The 16583-nt window shown below is 66.7% G+C and carries 16 protein-coding genes and 1 pseudogene; 7 read left to right on the top strand and 10 right to left on the bottom strand.

Going from position 1 to position 16583, the window contains the following annotated elements:
- Positions 1-38 precede the first annotated feature (38 nt).
- From IEY88_RS38025 to IEY88_RS38035, 3 genes are all read left to right on the top strand, one after another.
- A complete protein-coding gene (locus tag IEY88_RS38025; protein WP_189159772.1) occupies positions 39-899 on the top strand; it encodes a helix-turn-helix domain-containing protein in 861 nt (286 codons plus the stop codon).
- 315 nt (positions 900-1214) lie between these two features.
- Positions 1215-1712: a hypothetical protein gene (locus tag IEY88_RS38030; protein ID WP_189159773.1), complete on the top strand. Its 498-nt coding sequence runs from the start codon at positions 1215-1217 to the stop codon at positions 1710-1712.
- Between the two features lie 293 nt (positions 1713-2005).
- Positions 2006-2215: a hypothetical protein gene (locus IEY88_RS38035; protein WP_189159774.1), complete on the top strand. Its 210-nt coding sequence runs from the start codon at positions 2006-2008 to the stop codon at positions 2213-2215.
- Between the two features lie 403 nt (positions 2216-2618).
- Here IEY88_RS38035 and IEY88_RS38040 read toward each other — a convergent pair whose 3' ends face one another.
- From IEY88_RS38040 to IEY88_RS38055, 4 genes are all read right to left on the bottom strand, one after another.
- Entirely contained in the window at positions 2619-3407 is a 789-nt protein-coding gene (locus IEY88_RS38040; RefSeq protein WP_189159775.1) for a hypothetical protein, read from the bottom strand.
- Between the two features lie 147 nt (positions 3408-3554).
- The gene (locus IEY88_RS38045; RefSeq protein WP_189159776.1) at positions 3555-5084 is read right to left on the bottom strand and encodes a serine/threonine-protein kinase; all 1530 of its coding nucleotides are present in this window, start codon (positions 5082-5084) and stop codon (positions 3555-3557) included.
- Positions 5085-5632: 548 nt separating this feature from the next.
- Positions 5633-6088 carry a hypothetical protein gene (locus IEY88_RS38050; RefSeq protein WP_189159777.1) on the bottom strand — a complete coding sequence of 152 codons (456 nt, stop codon included), beginning with the start codon at positions 6086-6088 and terminating at the stop codon, positions 5633-5635.
- Positions 6089-6262: 174 nt separating this feature from the next.
- Positions 6263-6523, bottom strand: coding sequence for a hypothetical protein (locus tag IEY88_RS38055; protein ID WP_189159778.1), 261 nt, complete (start codon positions 6521-6523; stop codon positions 6263-6265).
- 891 nt (positions 6524-7414) lie between these two features.
- Here IEY88_RS38055 and IEY88_RS38060 point away from each other — a divergent pair.
- A complete protein-coding gene (locus tag IEY88_RS38060; protein ID WP_189159779.1) occupies positions 7415-7741 on the top strand; it encodes a hypothetical protein in 327 nt (108 codons plus the stop codon).
- A 113-nt stretch (positions 7742-7854) separates the two neighbouring features.
- Here IEY88_RS38060 and IEY88_RS38065 read toward each other — a convergent pair whose 3' ends face one another.
- The 3 genes from IEY88_RS38065 to IEY88_RS44655 all read right to left on the bottom strand — a co-directional run bounded on the left by IEY88_RS38065 (position 7855) and on the right by IEY88_RS44655 (position 10272).
- The gene (locus IEY88_RS38065; protein ID WP_189159780.1) at positions 7855-9051 is read right to left on the bottom strand and encodes a tyrosine-type recombinase/integrase; all 1197 of its coding nucleotides are present in this window, start codon (positions 9049-9051) and stop codon (positions 7855-7857) included.
- A 140-nt stretch (positions 9052-9191) separates the two neighbouring features.
- Positions 9192-9518, bottom strand: coding sequence for a helix-turn-helix domain-containing protein (locus IEY88_RS38070; RefSeq protein ID WP_189159781.1), 327 nt, complete (start codon positions 9516-9518; stop codon positions 9192-9194).
- A 115-nt stretch (positions 9519-9633) separates the two neighbouring features.
- Positions 9634-10272 carry a deazapurine DNA modification protein DpdA family protein gene (locus IEY88_RS44655; RefSeq protein WP_229694138.1) on the bottom strand — a complete coding sequence of 213 codons (639 nt, stop codon included), beginning with the start codon at positions 10270-10272 and terminating at the stop codon, positions 9634-9636.
- 3 nt (positions 10273-10275) lie between these two features.
- Here IEY88_RS44655 and IEY88_RS38080 point away from each other — a divergent pair, with 3 nt between their 5' ends.
- The 3 genes from IEY88_RS38080 to IEY88_RS38090 all read left to right on the top strand — a co-directional run bounded on the left by IEY88_RS38080 (position 10276) and on the right by IEY88_RS38090 (position 14597).
- Positions 10276-11358 carry a tyrosine-type recombinase/integrase gene (locus tag IEY88_RS38080; RefSeq protein WP_229694139.1) on the top strand — a complete coding sequence of 361 codons (1083 nt, stop codon included), beginning with the start codon at positions 10276-10278 and terminating at the stop codon, positions 11356-11358.
- Positions 11355-13775 (top strand): tyrosine-type recombinase/integrase, encoded by a 2421-nt coding sequence (locus IEY88_RS38085; RefSeq protein ID WP_189159783.1) that lies wholly within the window; start codon positions 11355-11357, stop codon positions 13773-13775. The genes IEY88_RS38080 and IEY88_RS38085 overlap by 4 nt, the downstream gene beginning before the upstream one ends.
- Positions 13776-13871: 96 nt before the next feature.
- Positions 13872-14597, top strand: a complete 726-nt coding sequence (locus tag IEY88_RS38090) for a S1 family peptidase (RefSeq protein WP_189159784.1) — start codon at positions 13872-13874, stop codon at positions 14595-14597.
- Between the two features lie 30 nt (positions 14598-14627).
- Here IEY88_RS38090 and IEY88_RS45745 read toward each other — a convergent pair.
- From IEY88_RS45745 to IEY88_RS44660, 3 genes and pseudogenes are all read right to left on the bottom strand, one after another.
- Positions 14628-15026, bottom strand: a pseudogene (locus IEY88_RS45745) (deazapurine DNA modification protein DpdA family protein); the annotation flags it as partial.
- Positions 15023-15598, bottom strand: a complete 576-nt coding sequence (locus tag IEY88_RS38095; protein ID WP_189159785.1) for a VUT family protein — start codon at positions 15596-15598, stop codon at positions 15023-15025. The gene IEY88_RS38095 and the pseudogene IEY88_RS45745, both read right to left, overlap by 4 nt.
- 415 nt (positions 15599-16013) lie before the next feature.
- The gene (locus tag IEY88_RS44660; RefSeq protein WP_229694162.1) at positions 16014-16538 is read right to left on the bottom strand and encodes a hypothetical protein; all 525 of its coding nucleotides are present in this window, start codon (positions 16536-16538) and stop codon (positions 16014-16016) included.
- Positions 16539-16583: the final 45 nt, after the last annotated feature.

Consider the following 16583-nt stretch of genomic DNA (forward strand, 5'->3'; position numbering starts at 1 on the left):
TCACACGGTGCTAACGAGCCTGTCCGAACACTGGTGTTGTGACAGCCGTGCGCGAACCGGGTGGCCGGTATCTTCAGCTGCGCGAGTACCGTTGGGCGGGAGTCGGCCTCGAGGTAGCGCGGTGGCAGAGCGGCCCCGCCACCGAGGGCGTGTGCCAGCTTTCCGAGCACCTTCTTCTGGTCACGCTCGGTGGGGTGACCAGCCGCACGGAGGCACGGATCGAGGACGGCCACAGGTACGCGGGTGCGGACTTTCCCGGCGCGGTGACGTTCATCCCGGCCAACCGACGTCGCGTGGCGCGCCACGGCCGCGGTCTTCTCGACTATGTGACCATCCGGCTCGATCCCGCCCAGGTGCCGGCCGGGGCCGGTGACGGCGTCGAGTTCATCGGGTTCACTAACCGAGTCGACCCGCTGGTCCGCCAGCTCACGCTCGCGCTGCGTGACGAGGCGACCTCCGGCGGTGTGGCCGGCCAGCTCTTCGTCGATGGCGTCACGACCACGCTCGCGCTGCATCTGCTGCGCCGCTATTCCAGCCGGGTGAACATCTCGGCTGCGCCGACACCGGCCCTCGCCGGAACACGGCTGCGCGAGGTGTTGGAACATATCGACGACGAGCTCGGTGGCGACCTGCGCCTCGACCGGCTGGCCGGTGTCGCCGAGTTGGATCGCCACCAGTTCGGCCGCGCTTTCAAGAAGGCCATCGGGGTGTCGCCGCACCGGTATGTGCTCCAGCGCCGCGTTGAAAGGGCGGCCGAGCTGCTCACTCGTTCCGACCGGCCGATCGCGGAGATCGCCCTGTTGGTCGGCATGTCCAGCCAGAGCCACCTGACCACAGTGTTCCGCCGGGTCTTCGGCGACACTCCCCATGCGTACCGTCGCGCCACACGCCACGGCTGACGACAGCACTGCGGCGCGCCGAGCGCTGACAACTTTGGCCTGGCCTTCGTCGCCCAGGACGATCCGGGTCGCGACCTCACGCAGGTTGTCGGGCAGGCCTTTGAGCGTGTCCAGGACGAACTGGCGCGAGACCACCGACTCGCCGGGGTCCTCGCCATCGCTTCCGAACGGCTGTCTGCCCAGGTCATCGGCGTTGAGTCCGTAGCCGTGCGCCTGGCGCCAGGCCTCGCGCGCTGTCCGCCACTTGCGGAAGATGTTAGGGAACTCGTTGAGCGTCGCGCCGACAAAGTAGGTGAGCAGGCTGGCCCCGCCCTCGTGCGTCCAGCCGCGCTGCACCAGGGCGCGCTCGCAGAACACCGGCAGCGCCTTGGCGATGGTCTCGCCGGCCAGGCTCAGCCGCTCGTGCAGATGTTCGTCGAGGCTTCCGGCGAGGTAGGCCTGGTCCATCGCGTCGGCGGTGACCGGACGGCCGCGCTTCATGCAGTACTCGAAGATCACGCCCCGGCGCAGCCACGACCGCAGGATCGGCAGCGCGTACGCGACGAGCTCGGCCTGGGACACCTCGTACTTCGGCCCCGCGAAGCCGTCCTCGGCGAGCTGCATGACCAGGACCGCATCCTCGGTGCGGCGCTGCAGGCTCGCGGCCGCGGCCTCGACGTCGGCGGCCTCCTTGCCGGTGATGTGCTCGGCGCGCAACAGCGCCTTGAGCGACTCCGGGTTGAACAGCGCGGCCGCGACGGCCGCGTCGAACGACGCGCCAGCGTCCTCGGAGGTCGTGAACTGCGCGTTCGCGGTCGAGTTTCCCAGTTGTAGGTGCGTAACAGCAGGCGGCGACCCCGCGCCGACCGACTGCTCACCACCCACCACCGCGCACTCCCACTTCTCGCTCTACAGACGACCCGGTGACCCACCGAGACGTCCCTTAAGGCCTTGGCCCCAAGCGACCTCTCGTAGGTCAGCGAAAACGACCTACCCCACGACTTTTTCAAGATCTTTTACGGCTGGGTTCCGATAAGAAGAACGTGGGGCTACCAGCGCGGACGCACCTAGACCCGGCACAGCCGGGCCTTGCTCCGGACGATCAGTTTCAGAGGAGAAGAAGGTACATGTCCCGCGACGACTCGGAGTTCTCCAAGCCGCTGCTGAGCCTGCGGGCCGCAGTGATCCTGCTGCTGGCGCTGCTCGCCGGCGCCGCGACCGCGGGGCTGATCCTGCTCGCCGACCAGCCGCCCGCCGCAGCTGTCCTCGGCGGATGCGCGGCTGTGGCGGGCGCGGTGAGGTTCTTCAGCGGCCTCATCGGCCCGAACAACTCCTGACCAGGGTCGTGGTGCTGACATGAGCCCCGCGTCAGCACCACGACCCCGCCACCACCTCAGCGGCCGTTGGCGCTGGGCATGACGCACGGCATGACCGAGCTGATGGTGCTTACCAAGTCACGAGCCTGATCTCACCACGAAACCCAGTAGCCCGGTTCTGCTCCGACAGTGTTGAAGCCCGCCACCCTGCCGGAGAACCGGACCTCATCCGCCCGCCCAGTTCGAAGGCCGGAACCGGGCCGCCGTCGTCGGGCACCAGGGTGAAGGACACCGTGTCGGCTGCCTCCTCGTCGCGTTTCGCCACACGCCAGGGACGCCACAGCGTCTCGGGGGGTGACGCCCGCGGTCTGGAACAGACGTGCCTCGGCGGCGATCAGCGAGACCGTGAACAGCAAGTCAGAGATCAGGGGAGCTTTCCGTGGACCATGACGGGTTCGGCATCCGTCCCTGCCTCTCCATGTAGCTCGGTCCAGGAACCGCGTTCGAGTGACAGCATCGGATGGGTGAAGGTGGGGAGGTTTCGAGTGAGGGATCGGAGATCGACGCTCGTGCGGTCCCGTGAGTAACGGACCCAACTGGAAGCGTCGGTCAGGTACTGGGTGTCGTCCGCTCCCAGTTCTGGCGTGTTGTCGATCGGCACGAGGGCCCATACCAATGGGGGGAAGACGATCTCTGCGAACGGGAAGTGAACAAGACGTCGTCCCAACACTTTCATCATGGACACGCCGCTGGTAAGCAGACCGCGATGGTCAAGATCGGGTGTGGTGAGCCCCAGCTTCAAGGCGACTTTGCCGGGCCAGCGGATGTGCTCGGCCTGGTGCACGAGGTCGTCGGCAAGTTCTGGGAAGAGGACGCGTAACCGGGGATGTATGCCGAACATCCCGTACAGGACGCACTTGGCGACCAGCTGGGGAGCGAAGAACACCGCTGGTGGTTCGCTACGGATGATCTGCATACGCTTGGCGAACGGCGACGTCATCAGCGCAACTTGCCTGGCGAAATCGGCGTATGCCTTGTCGTACAAGGATCCCGCCAGGTTGTTGCAGTCGCCGCAAAGGCCGCGCACCCACATGCCGCCATCGGACCACCTGCCTTGCCTGCGGACGCCGCCCTGATCGATGACGTCCGGGGCTCTCTTCACAGCGCTGGTATTTCCGGACGCTTGCGGGGGCACATGGGCCTTGGTCGGCATCCGGAACTGGCCGCACAGTCCGCAAGCCCGGCTTGCTCGCGAAGCCAGCATCGTCCCGACCTGGGTTAACGCCGATGACACTGGTGCCTCCATCTGGCCGAACTCGCCCAGCCTGTCCGGTTGAATTTCTGTCGCAAGCTAACGCAGTTAGTTCTTGCGCCAGCTGCCGTCCGGCGACCGGTCGGGCATGTGGCTTGGGTGCCGAAGCTGGCCGGTCGCACCATCGCCGAACCATCCGGCCCACCGGGTCACGAACTCGTCCATGTCGCCGACACCCAGTGGGGTGAACGGCCACGCCAGCTGCCACTCGGCCATACCGGAGCCGATCGCTTTGGCTGCGTGCTCGCTGGGATCTATCGCGAACGGATCGAGCCGACCACGCTTGGGGACGTACGCGGCGACCATGAACGCCGTCTCGAACCACTGGAAATGGTCGGTCTCGTGGGCATCGCAGTACCACAGCGAGTGCTGACGGCCCTCGTACTCAAACCGGTCCGGAGGGATCCGGATGGTGACCTCTGCGTGCGCGATCACGCTGAACGCCGGCGGCTGCCGTCTGCCCCACGGGTTCGCCGAGGTCGCTGTGGCATCAGAGATGCTCAGCACGGCGTCGCACAAATTCAGCGCCCAGCCGCCAACGATCGAACGCGCCTCTGCCGCGGTGAGGGTGGCGTCGAGTGCCCTGCCATCGCCTATGAGGCGCACCTGCCTCGCCGTGGGGGCGGCGTCGAGCACGGCCTCTTTGAACATCGCCGACACCCGGTCCAGGTTCGCCTTGGCCGCGGTGAAGAGCTCCTGCCTGCTCTCCGCTTCTGTGCGAGCTTGTGACGCGTCTCGGGCGGCTTCGCCGCGGCGAATGGCCTCGGCGCGGTTGGCTTCCTGCAGGCGAGCCAGGCCACCGGCGGGTACCTGCTGTTCGATCTTCGTCAGCCTGGTGACCACGTTGGCCGGCCTCGGACGAGCTGCTGCAGCTTTGGTCAGGCACTCCTCCACCAGTGCCGCTAGCAGCGCCGGAACGGCCTCCAGGTGGGCCGGCATGTCCTCAAGGTGCTGGTGCCGCACCTCATCGTCCGTGCCGACGAATGGCCGCTTGCCCGCCAGCAGCTCGTAGGCGATCACGCCGAACGAGTAGATGTCGGTCAGACTCGTCGCACGCTCGCCGCGCCACCGTTCCGGTGCGACATACGGTGGCGAGCCCGCGTACTTGCGCGTCACCGTCGCGGTCGCCGCGTCGGCGTACCGTGCGATGCCGAAGTCCGCCAGACACCAGCGGCCCTCCAACAGCAGCACGTTCGCCGGCTTGAGGTCTCGGTGCACCACACGGCCGTCCAGATCGGCCAGCGTCTCGGCGATGTCGGTCAGGATCGCCACAGCCTCGGCCGTGTCGAACGGCCCGCCGCGCTCGTCGAGGTGCTCCTTGAGGGACTTCTGCGCGCGAGACATCACAAGCACCCAGTGGTTCTCGGTCTCCCCCTGGTCGATCACGGGCACGACGTGCCGGACACCGGACAGGTCGTTGCCGAACAGCGCTTCGCGCTCCGCACCCGGCTCTTTGGGGACGAGCTTCGCGACGGCTTGCTCACCCTGCGCCGACGTCGCCTCGTAGACCTGGCCGTAGCCGCCTTCCCCGATCCGATCTCCGATCGACCACTCGTGGTCGCGAAGCTTGACCTGCATCGGCATGACTTCCTGTTCGACGAAATCGAAAGCAGCAACGCTACCGGGCACCCCCGACACATCCGGACGGGCGACGTGACACCCCCGAGGAGGGGGCCCTGCCCGCCGTTGGCAGCACCGTGACGGTGGCGCCGGGTCCGATGGGCGGCGCGCACGTGTAGTACGGCTGGGACGGCAACCTCAACGCTTACTTCTCAGTCGACCTGCTCCGTCGCGGCTTCCCCACTGCGGATGCCCTGCGACAGCTTGATGTCGCAGCGCCGACAACGGCAGCCCGAGAGGCGGCGCTTCCCAGGCTCAGGGCGCGAGCCCGAGCGCCAATTGCGTCCGACGAACGACAGTCCAGGTTCGATCCAAGCGGCAAAGTGATCGGAAATATTGTCACTTGAGCGGTTCGATCGACGTCAGCCATGTGGAAGTACTAGCCATTTCCACGAAATTCGACCTGACTCCCGAGCAGTGGGTGCCCCGCTCACCCGGCTGCACAACAAGCAACTTCCCGAACTCGAACTGCTGGACTGGGCGGGCGGGTCTTCCCGCCGCGCAGTTCATTGAGCCGGTACGGGATCAATAGGTGTCGGTCGCGCTACGCGGATCACGCTCTGGGCTCGGTCTTCGAGCTTGGCCGACACCTGCTGTCCCTCCCACGCGAGGACGTCGAACGCGCCGAGATCGGCCAGCGCGGTGAATGCACGGTCCGCTGAGGCGACAGCGAACGTGCGGCAACCCTGCTGATAGGCGTAGCGCGCGTGGCTGATCAGTGCGAATTCGGCGGCGTTGTCGTGCTGCTCTACCCGCCAGGCCGCAACACCCAGCTCGGCGAGCACGCTCACGACCGTGTCTTCGACCGGATCGGCTTGGGCGTGACTGGCCAGGGCGTGGTGTACCGGCCCGACCGCCTGCAGGAGGGCGTGGACCTTCGCACGCAGGATGCGCGAACGCACGTGGATCGTGCCAACGGCGTTCTCCAGGTCGATCAGCAACACGCGGTCAGAGGCTTCCACCCCACGGATTCTGCGACCCCCACCGCGTTCCGGCACGGCAAGTCCCCGACCGGGTGACCTGGCGGCGGTACCCGTGACCGCACCGCACCCACGCCGATGAACGCCCAGCTCTACACCGCACAGCAGCGCATCGTCCGCGCCGTCGCCAATCATGCACAGACCGCGTGGCGTACTTCACCGCTGACGAACTGCCTCTGCTGCGGCCACCCCTTCCGGTGCCGCGCAGGGTGTTCTCAATCTGGACGTAGCCGCCGTGTCGGCCCAGATGCTCACGCCGGCCGCCACGACCACCCAGCCCACGCCGACGCCCACGGGCCAGAGCACCGCCTCGGTCACCGCGATCAGCACGTTGATCACCCCGGCCGCCAGCAGCGCGCCCACCGCCAAGACGAGCACGGTCCGCGCCCAGGCACCGGACACGACCCCTTCCCTCATCCCGTGCCCCCTTCCACTACTCGCCGGTATAGGGGTGTATCGCCTGGTGAGCGGCACGGGTTACGTAAAGGACCTTGCCCATGGCAGGACCTGAACAGCTGCAGATCCATTCGGCGCTGATGACCGGGCTGAGGTGCGATGCGGAACTGCGCGGTACCCTCGCCGTGACCAGGGCTCCCGTTTCACCAAACGGGAAGCCGCGTAGGGCGGAACGCCAAACACGTCCCAGCTCGGCACCACGCCCTGAGAAGTGGCTCACCACCCGCTTCAGCTCCACCCGCTTCGCCGAGTAGAAGCGGCCACGCAGCCTTACCACCTGCACAAGACCAAGACCAAGACCCGAATATGACACGTCACCGCTGGCCACTCGGGGTCGGCGCAGGTGGAGTGTGCGTTCGGATGCCTTGGTGGACGACGGCCCTTGGTGGCCTGATTGGTGGACGCGGGTTCCTGACCCGGACGGTCGACTGGTGGGACAACGCCGGTCGACGGAGGTTTCTGCGCGAGGTTGTGAACACTCACGGCCCCGAAGGCGCACTCACTGTCGCGCGGGCAATCGCGATTGCGGAAGGACGCGCTGACGTCGGCGAACCTGGTCGTCCTTCCTCTGCAGATCCGCCGATCCAGGCGACCGCCGCTCGCGAACAGCCGAAAGCGATCGCGCCTGTGGACCCTGCACCTCCCGACGTCTCCGCCGAGCTGACACCTTCGTACAACTCCGCCGAGCCGCCGCTGCAACCCGTTCCGCCTTCAGATGCATCCGCACCGCTGAGTTAGTTGGCTCGCGCTGGCTAGGCAGAAGAAGCGCTCAAGAGCCGCCAAGGGCGATGCCGTCATCTGAAGGAGTAGCGGGTCTAGCTGCCACCATTACAGAAAACGCCGTCCGCTGAGATGGCGCTGCTGCAGCTTCATGATCGCGGCCTATGTGGACTCCACACTGAACGGCCGCCGCTGTGCCTCATCAGGCGTAGCCGCGATTTCGTCAACCATCGTCAGGAGCTTCCGCGGCTCGATCGCGCACGTCTTGTCATCGCGCCGCACGAGCATCGTCACCAGACTCAACTGCGCCGTGATGCCAGTTACGTCCGTACGGCCGTGGAGTTGATGGCTAAGCTCGACGATTTCCCGGTATACGTCAACAACAGGCAAACCGCGCCATTCCGGGGCAGCGCACACGCCGCGATGGCGTGTTTGGTGCGAGCCACACCAGCGCCCTGACAATCGGCGCTGACAGCGCCGTCGGGCCAGGTGTGCGCGTGTGGCCCGCTGAGCGGACGCACTGGGATGGTCGAGGGCCTCACGGTGGTGGATTTGGTTGGACGGCGGGGTTGTCACGCGGCGAGGCGCCAGTTGCTGTCGACATCGACGGGCGCGTTTATGACGGCCTTGTCCCAGCGTTCCTGCAGGTGTTGCAGCAGACGTGCTTCGACGGCGGCGGCGACGTGGGAGTAGGTCTCCTGGACCTTGTCGGGCATGACGTGGCCGAGGCGGAATGCTTGGGCGATTTCGGGGATGCCGTCGTCGATCATCCAGGTCTTGTGGCTGTGGCGGGTGCCGTGGAAGGTCAGGCCGGGTTTGGCTGGGTGGAGACGGATGCTGGGGCTGTCGACGTGGAGGTTGCCGTCGGCGGCGGGGCGCTGGGCGCGGCGGGCGAAGTTGCTGCGCCGCAGGAGGCCGCCGTCGGGGCCGATGAAGACGTGCGGGTGCTTGTGTGTGGCGAGGTGGATACGCAGCAGTCGGACGTTGGACGGGACGAGGCTGATGGTGCGGGCGGAGGCCTCGGTTTTCGGCGGGCCGAGCCACAGCTTGCCGGAGGCGGATTCGTGCAGGGTGCCGGTGTCGGGGTCGATGACGATGAAGCCGGTGTCGTCGTCGAACAGGTGCACGTTGTGCCGTTGCAGGCCGGTCAGTTCGCCCCAGCGGGCTCCGGTCCATCCGGCGGTGACCTCCAGGATGGCGCCGCTGGGCCCGTAGCAGGCGGCGATCTGGTCGGCGACTTCGAGTAGTTCGGCGGGTTCGGCCCAGACCTTCTTCTTAGGGCGCTGGCCGTGGCGTCGGCGGCCCCGGCGCGGCGGCCGGATCGGGTTAGCCGCGATAAGTTTCTCGTCGACCGCGTCGGACAGGATCAGTGACAACAGCTTGGTGATGCCCTGCACTGTGACGGCGGACAGATGTGTGCGGAGTTCCTTGGCCCACGCCTGGATCTTGAGGTTCTTGAAGTCGGCGAAGGCGGTGTCGCCCCAGCGGGGTTCGATGTGTTTGCGCACGATGCTGCGGTAGTTCTCCTCGGTGCGCAGATCGACGTCGATCGCCGCCCAGAAGTCAGGGAGGAACTCGCCGAGAGTGGTCTGACCGCCGACGGGGTCAAGCCAGGTTCCCTTGCGCTGCTCGGATTTCATGTCGTCGACGTAGTCTTGAGCTGCTTGCTGGCTGGTGAATCCTGAGATCGCGTCGACGGGCTTGTCGGGGTTGTCGGTGCGGTAGCGGACCCTCCATGAGTTTTCGCCGCTGCGCTCTACCCAAGGCATGTGCTGACCTCTCTCGCATTGGTGTGGGGGTCACGGACGTGACACGAACATGGACGCTCCATTCAGCGAAAAGGGGAAGTGGTGGCGCACAAGTACTTTGAATATCCACAGAGATCCTTAGCGCCTCGCTGTTGCTGACTTCAGCGTCGCCGTCCGGGTGGTGCGGTTCGGGTGCAAGTGGTGCGCTGGGCGGATTCCACGATCGCTTCGAGGTTTGCGTGGGAGAACCTCAGGTGTTTGCCGAGACGCGTAGAGGGAACTCGGCGTAGGCCGGCCTGCCGTCGTAGCCAGGACTCTTTGACCGCGAGGATTTCGGCGGCCTCTGCCGGGGTGTAGAGCAGCTGCTGCCCGCTTGAGCACAACGGGGCATAAGCGGGCACGGCTTCTGGTTCATGGTGACTCGAGCGGTTAGCCCCGATCGACTGTGGTTCGCTGCGGGTTGACCTCGGGTGAGTGCGCGAAGACATGACTGTGGGTCCATCCTGTATGAGGCTCGCTAGGCGTGAGGCGGGGAGGAACAGGCCAACCGATTCCAGGTACCCGTCGACGGCCAGGGCCAGTGCGGCCAGGCTCGCTTTGCGGTCATGCAGCGTTGTGCCGGGCAGTACGCGGTGGTCGGGTGGAACTCGGCTTGCGGCCCGGTGTCGTGTCGCAGGTGTTGACAGGTAGCGAGGTGACCAGTCGCGTGTGCCACTGCAGGGCGAAGCGCAGGCAGTTGGATTCGCTGCGATGGCTGGGTGTGCAGCCGGGGACGTGCCGGCCGCGCAGGCTCCACGCCAGTGAGTTGCTGGAGTGGATCGCATCGGCGTACCGGGCGAGTCCGAGGACCTTGGCGCCGAAGGCGTGCAGCCGGTATCCGCGGGCCGCCTGCGATCGCAGAATCTGCTCGACCTCGTCGGTGTGCTGGCGGCGGCAGACGCTGCCTACTCCGACCACAGGCAGCGAAGCGAGCTCGACGCCATGCCGTTCATAGGAGTCAGCGCAGCGGTGGTGTGTTGACCGGACTAACGCAGGTCCGTGGGCTTGCGTTGTAGCCCTGGCCCGCAGGTTGAATACGTCCTCGTGCAGGACGATCAAGCAACATCGCCGTTTGTGCGGCCGGCAGGGCTGGTTCTTCCGCGGGTGGGTGCCGTCGTAGGCGGCCGCGACGTTGGAGTGCCGTGGCTCGTGGTCGATCCGGAGGGCGTCGAGGTCGCGGAAGTTGTTGAGTACCTTCGCCATACAGTGGCCGCCGGTTTCAGCGCGTCGAGCGTGGAGTCGTATGCGCGGGCGCTGTTGCGGTGGTTGCGGTTTCTGTGGGCGGTCGAGGTGGTGTGGGACCGCGCCGATCGTGCCGAGGTGCGTGACTTCGTACTGTGGATGCGCACGGCCACGAAGCACCGGACACGTCGAGCGGATTCGCCCGAGCCGGGCAGCGTGAATGCTCGGACCGGCAAGCGGTACCTCACAGCACAGTTCGCGCCAGCGACGATCAACCACAATCTTGCGGTCGTCAGCGGGTTCTACGACTTCTTCCTGGTGCAAGGCCGGGGACCGTTGCGCAATCCCGTTCCTGCGCGCACGAGCCCGCGCGGTGGTCGTGCAGATGCTCACCACAACCCGATGGAGCCCTTCGTCACCGGGCGCCGCGCCGTGTACCGGCAGCGCGTTTCCCGCACGCAGCCGCGAGCGATCCCGGACCGGATGTTCGACGAGCTGTTCGAGCGGATGCCGTCCAACCGCGACAGAGCGATCCTCGCGTTCTACGTCTCGACCGCTGCCCGGCCAGACGAACTGTTGCGGCTCGACCAAGCCCGAGTCGACTACGGCGAGCAGCTCATCGGCGTGATCCGCAAGGGCACCAACGAGTTGCAGTGGTTGCCCGCATCGCCCGACGCGTTCGTCTGGCTGCGGCTCTACCACAACAAGCTGCCGCTTGAGCTGATCGGACCGGCCAAGCCGTTGTGGTGGACCCTGCGCCGCCCGTGGCGAGCGCTTACCTACGAGGCAATGCGCGCGGTCCTTCGGCGGGCGAACGCCGTGCTGGGAACGAACTGGACGTTGCACGACTTGCGGCACACCGCAGCGCTGCGCATGGCTGCTGACCCCGACATGCCGCTGGTGGACATCCAGATCCTGCTCGGCCACGCACATCTGAGCACGACCGAACGCTACTTGCGCCTGCGCCTGGACCAGCTCGTCGACCACGTCCGCCAACACCACCAGCGACAGGCCGAACCCCGACCGGCCAACGCAGCAGCGGCCATCGGCTACGACTCGACGGACTTGCAGGAGCTGTTCGGCTGGCAGCCGGGGTTCCGCGGATGACCACGGCACCTGTGCACGAGAAGCCGGAAACACGCTCATCATCAGCTCCTTCCACTACGTCGGACACCGCGCGTCGCACAGTGGTGTGGCCGCAGACTCGGCTGCGCCGCGACGCACTCGCGCAGCTCGCCTATGACCTGCCGGTCGGTGATCAGCACCCCGACAAGCGACAGTCCCGCCGGAACGGGGCGACGCGGCTGCTGACGTGGTTGGAGTCCTGCCCAGGCGGGACCTGGCAGGAGCGCTGGGAGGCCAGCGGCGCCGAATCGCTCGGCAAGGGCTGGCGTGAAGCAGGCGTCGACGCACTGGTCGCGGCGGGGGGAACGAGCCCGTTCAACGCACGCCGGCACTTCACGCTCGGCATGAGCTGTTTGATCAGCCTGCGCGTGTTGCGGCCCGGCTACGACTGGATGATCACCAACCACTTCTCCGACACCTATCGGCACGTGCAGGCGTTGACCGACCCGGAGTTCTTCGCCGAGATCGACGCGGCGGCAGAGCGAGTTGGCGTCCGCGAACGTGTCCGAGTCGATGCGCTCAATCACCTCACGCGCGTCGTGATGCACACCGGCCGCGGGCCCCGCGAGCTGACACCGGACGATCTGCACGAGTGCCACGCCGCGCTGAAGTCCTCTGGGCGCAACGGTGATTCTGTCGGCTTGGCCTGGGCGATGTTGCGCTCGCACAACGTGTTCCCGCCTGGAACACCGACGATGCGCGCCGCTCGCCAACGGGGGCAGCTCAGCGTCGAGGAACTCGTTGACCGCCACGGGCTGAGCAGTGAACCGGTGCGGGCATTGCTGATCCGCTACCTGCACGAGCGTGCCGCCGGCATGGACCACGTATCCCTGCGCGGCCTTGTCGGCCTGATCGCCGGCGCGTTCTGGAAGGACGTCGAGGAGCACCATCCCGACCTGGACACAATCAACCTTCCACCGGATGTCGCCGTCGCGTGGAAGGAACGGGTCGGATTCCAGCGCCGACCCTGGAGCAAGGGACAGCCCCGCGCGGACCGATACAGCGTGTTCTTCGCCGTCCGCGCGCTCTACCTCGATATTGCGCACTGGGCAGTCGAGGATCCGACCTGGGCACCCTGGGTCTTTCGCTGCCCGATCCGCGACGAGGACGTCCGGGGCAGCATGAAACACCAGCGGCAACGCCGCGCCCGCATGCACCAGCGCACCCGCACCCTGGCGCCGTTGCTGCCCGACCTCGTCACCAGTGTCGAGCAGCACCTGGAGCGGCTGGAGAAGCTGCTCGCCACGGCCTCGGCCTCGGCGGTCGGCGACGTGATCAGCGTCGGCGGCACCGAGTTCCGCCGCGTCCAGGTCGCCGCCGATGCCCGCACGGGCAACCAGCGCGGCGCCTGCCGGGTTCGCGTCGAACGCTGCGACACCGGTGAGCACCTCGACGTCGAGCGCGCCGAGGACGAGGCGTTCTGGACCTGGGCAGTCGTGGAAACCCTGCGACACACCGGGATCCGGCACGAGGAAATGCTCGAACTGACTCACCTCGCGCTGACCACGCACACTCTGCCCGACACCGGCGAGGTCGTACCGCTGTTCCAGATCGCACCGTCCAAACTCGACCAAGAGCGCGTGCTGCTGGTCGCCCCGGAACTGGCGCACGTGCTCGCCCGCGTCGTGCACCGCGTCCGAGCCGGCAACGAACACGTGCCGCTGGTCGCGCGCTACGACCCCTATGAGCGACTGACCAGTGCGCCACTGCCGCACCTGTTCCAGCGCCGCCACGGCGCCGAGAACCGAGTCATGAGCGCGGCCACCACCCACCGTCTGCTCAAGCTCGCCGTCCAGCGCGCCGAACTGGTGGGCCCGGACGGAAACCTGCTCCGCTACACGCCGCACGACTTCCGGCGGATCTTCGCCACCGAAGCGGTCTTCACCGGCCTGCCGGTGCACATCGCCGCGAAACTGCTCGGGCACAACGACCTGAACACGACCCAGACCTACGTCGCCGTCTACAACGACGATGTCCTGCGTCACCATCGCGCGTTCATCACCCGCCGCCGGGCACTGCGTCCCGGAAGCGAATACCGGGACCCGACCCGCGATGAATGGTCCGAGTTCGAACAACACTTCACGAAACGAAAGGTTGAGCTGGGTACCTGCGCACGCCCCTACGGAAGTCCGTGCCGACACGAACACGCCTGTATCCGATGTCCAGTTCTTCGCCCAGACCCGGCACAAGAGCCTCGCCTGCTCACCATCGTCGTCAACCTCAACGACCGGCTGCGCGAAGCGGCCGAACGCGGCTTGCTCGGCGAAGTTGAGGGTCTGCAGGTCAGTCTCGACGCGGCCAACCAGAAGCTTGCCCAGATGCGAAAACTGCGAACGCAAACGACTTTGCTGGCGTTCGGACCATCGCGTTACACGGCTGGCCACCGCACCGATAGCTAGGTCGTCAGTGATAGCAGGCTGGAGACGATGAGAGGCGGGACCGTGCTGGTCACACCAAGCGCTACATTCCGCAGAGTCCGAAGCAATGCCCCCACCATGACCTTGGTCGTGGCAAGCATCGTGTCCGCAATCGCTGCGGCCGCAAGCCTCAAGATCTGGGTCGCCGTGGCAGCTTCGATCGCGGCAGTGATCACCGGTAGCCGACTGCTGTTCACCGACTTGGTGGTCCCGCTCAGAGTCGGGGTTGTCGGTCGGGCGACAGTTCGACTCACAGTAAAGCGTGAGTCGCCTGGCTCGGATGAGTTCCTGTACGGAAGCGCAGTCCAGATCTCTGCGGGACGTTGGTTGACAGCAGCTCACATGGTCACTGGTGACGATCAGCCTCGCCTGAGACTCGGCGCGGAGTTCGTCGACAGTCGCGTTGTCCACAGGGACGAAGAAAACGATATCGCCGTGTTGGAGACGGATGGGGTGTGGCGCTGGAGAGCCAAACTGCTGTGGCTCGCACCCGACGCTGGCGAGAAGTTGATCATCACCGGTTTGGCACGCGTAGGGAATCGAGCACATCGGATCAGCCTTGAGTACACGGCACAGGGAATTATTGACGAATCCGAGCTGGTGCTGACAGGACCGGCGCCAGCAATCGGCTTCAGCGGCGCACCAGCCGTCGACAGCCGAACTGGTCGGGTCGTAGGCGTGACAATCAGACGCAGCGAAGGAGAGTTCACTCACCTGAGCCTTACTCACGTTCGGATGCTGTCCGTCCTCCCTGACAGCTTGCGCATCCGAAAGCGTCTCAGATTCAGCCGAGCGACCACGTAGACAACTCACGCTAGTCCGGAGAAGGTAGTCCGTAATGGACTGGCCCTGAATCACAGGGATGAACGGCAGGTCCGGCGCCATCTCCTTCAGCCGCAGGTAGTTCGTGACCGTCCGGTGTTGATGTGTGCGCAGACTCGCCCCGGTGCGCGCCAGCACGTGCACTTCGGTCATGTGGTCCATGGGGGCGGCGAAGTCGAGTTGCCCGATCTCGGTGGCGTAGCGGCGCACCGCTGCCACGTAAGCGCGCTCGTCGAACCGCCACCGCCCATGCAACGACAGCTCGGTGAAACCACCGGAGTCCAGCGCCCACGGCCCGCTCGCGCGCGGCAGTCTGCGCCTGCCGACCAGCCGCCGATGCGAGACCAGCAGCGGTACACCGAGATCACGGCTCAACCACGCGGGTTGGTGCGTGCCGAGATAGAACCTCATCGCGGCACCGCCCGGCCCTGGTGGCGCCACGCGATCCGGAGCAGCGCGACCGTGAGCACGGTTGCGGCCGTCTTGCCGGCCACCTGCCCTGGCACGGCGGCGAACGAGCCGAACGCGAGCGGTACGAACAGCACACTGTCCACGACCAGCCCGAGCAGGTTCGAGCCCAGAACCGCACGCAGCCGCGAACTGCGGCGCAGCACGGCGTACAGCACGGAATCGAGCGTCTCGGACACGGCGAACGCCGCCACGCTGGAGACCGCGATGTGTGGTGAGGCCAGTAGCCACGACAGCCCGGCGCCGACCACGACGGCCCCGGCTACACCCGCCGTGCCGAGTGCCTCGTGCAGCAGGTCGCGCACGGTGAAGGCGACGCCCGCCCACAGCGTGCCGGCCGGAATCACCAACGATCCGAGGACCAGCGCGGGCCAGTGGGTAGAGGCCCAGTTCGCCGTGACCACCGTGATGACGTAGGCCGCCGCGACGAAGCCCACCACGGTGACGACGCGAGCGGACCGGGTATCGGCGCGGTCAGCGCCCTGCAGCACGACGCGTGCGATTGGGGCCGTCATCCCGCACGCTCCGCGGTGACGGCCGTGCAGGACCGGCACGCCCACGGCGAGCATCCGTCGTCCCGTCCGGTGCCAGAACGCTCGTCTGCGAGAAGAGCAGTGAGATCGGCCAGAAGCAGCGACACGGCATAGGCGGCATGGGCCGGCACAACACCATTCCCGAGGGCACGGAGTTTGGCCGTGCGCGGAAGGGGAAGATCGTCGATCCACCCCTGCGGCAACCCCATGAGGTGCTCGACGAAGGCCGGAGCCAACACCGGGCGGCCGTGTTGTCCTGGTTGGGTTGGATAAGGCGCTGGCCTGCCGAGCAGGCGTTCCCATCGCCGCACGGCCGGGGCGTACTCACCCCAGTCCACAACTGCGTGCGCGGCCATTAGTGGTGCGGTGAGCCCGGTGGCGGAGTCCTCTTCGGACGCTAGACAGTGCCGTTCGGCGTGGCGCGGGACAGCAGTTGGATGATCGCCGACGGCAGCATCAGGTCGCCCTTGGAACCGCGTTGCGCTGGACAGCCTTTGGTTCCGTCGGTCGCTCGCGGTGTCGGCAAGAGGACCGTTGGCCGCCCCGTTGCGTGGTTGCTCGGCGTGGCCAGCGTCTGCAGGAGTCGGCACTGATCCGTCAGCGACGGGCCACCATCGTGGGTGCAGTGGGTGGACGCTTTCGCGTCCGACGCCGTGGGAGTCGACAGCAGCCTGACCGCGATAGACAACGGCATGCCCATCCCGTTGCCGTTGATCCCGCGTGCGCGGTGCTTCTCCCGGCGTTGCAGCCAGAGGCTGGGATCCTCGCCGTCGTTCGGGTTGATCGCCGTCGGTGTGGGCAACAGCCTCACGTCTGCGTTCACCGCGTCGTGGAGGCTGACCTGGTGCCCCAGCGCGCGGCGGCGTGTCGGGTCGGCCGCACCCCGGTGATCGCCATCGCGTGCTTGCGGAGTCGGCAGCATTCGCGGCGACGGGAGTGCGGGGCCAGGCGAGCAGGAACACGCGTT

This window comes from Lentzea pudingi (assembly GCF_014646255.1).
Lineage (GTDB): Bacteria > Actinomycetota > Actinomycetes > Mycobacteriales > Pseudonocardiaceae > Lentzea > Lentzea pudingi.

Coding starts and splice junctions, on each gene's coding strand:
- IEY88_RS38035 (WP_189159774.1), top strand. CDS start 2,006: ATGTCCCGCGACGACTCGGAGTTCTCCAAGCCGCTGCTGAGCCTGCGG.
- IEY88_RS38040 (WP_189159775.1), bottom strand. CDS start 3,407: ATGCCGACCAAGGCCCATGTGCCCCCGCAAGCGTCCGGAAATACCAGC.
- IEY88_RS38045 (WP_189159776.1), bottom strand. CDS start 5,084: ATGCAGGTCAAGCTTCGCGACCACGAGTGGTCGATCGGAGATCGGATC.
- IEY88_RS38055 (WP_189159778.1), bottom strand. CDS start 6,523: ATGAGGGAAGGGGTCGTGTCCGGTGCCTGGGCGCGGACCGTGCTCGTC.
- IEY88_RS38060 (WP_189159779.1), top strand. CDS start 7,415: ATGGCGCTGCTGCAGCTTCATGATCGCGGCCTATGTGGACTCCACACT.
- IEY88_RS38065 (WP_189159780.1), bottom strand. CDS start 9,051: ATGCCTTGGGTAGAGCGCAGCGGCGAAAACTCATGGAGGGTCCGCTAC.
- IEY88_RS38070 (WP_189159781.1), bottom strand. CDS start 9,518: ATGTCTTCGCGCACTCACCCGAGGTCAACCCGCAGCGAACCACAGTCG.
- IEY88_RS44655 (WP_229694138.1), bottom strand. CDS start 10,272: ATGGCGAAGGTACTCAACAACTTCCGCGACCTCGACGCCCTCCGGATC.
- IEY88_RS38085 (WP_189159783.1), top strand. CDS start 11,355: ATGACCACGGCACCTGTGCACGAGAAGCCGGAAACACGCTCATCATCA.
- IEY88_RS38090 (WP_189159784.1), top strand. CDS start 13,872: ATGACCTTGGTCGTGGCAAGCATCGTGTCCGCAATCGCTGCGGCCGCA.
- IEY88_RS38095 (WP_189159785.1), bottom strand. CDS start 15,598: ATGACGGCCCCAATCGCACGCGTCGTGCTGCAGGGCGCTGACCGCGCC.
- IEY88_RS44660 (WP_229694162.1), bottom strand. CDS start 16,538: ATGCTGCCGACTCCGCAAGCACGCGATGGCGATCACCGGGGTGCGGCC.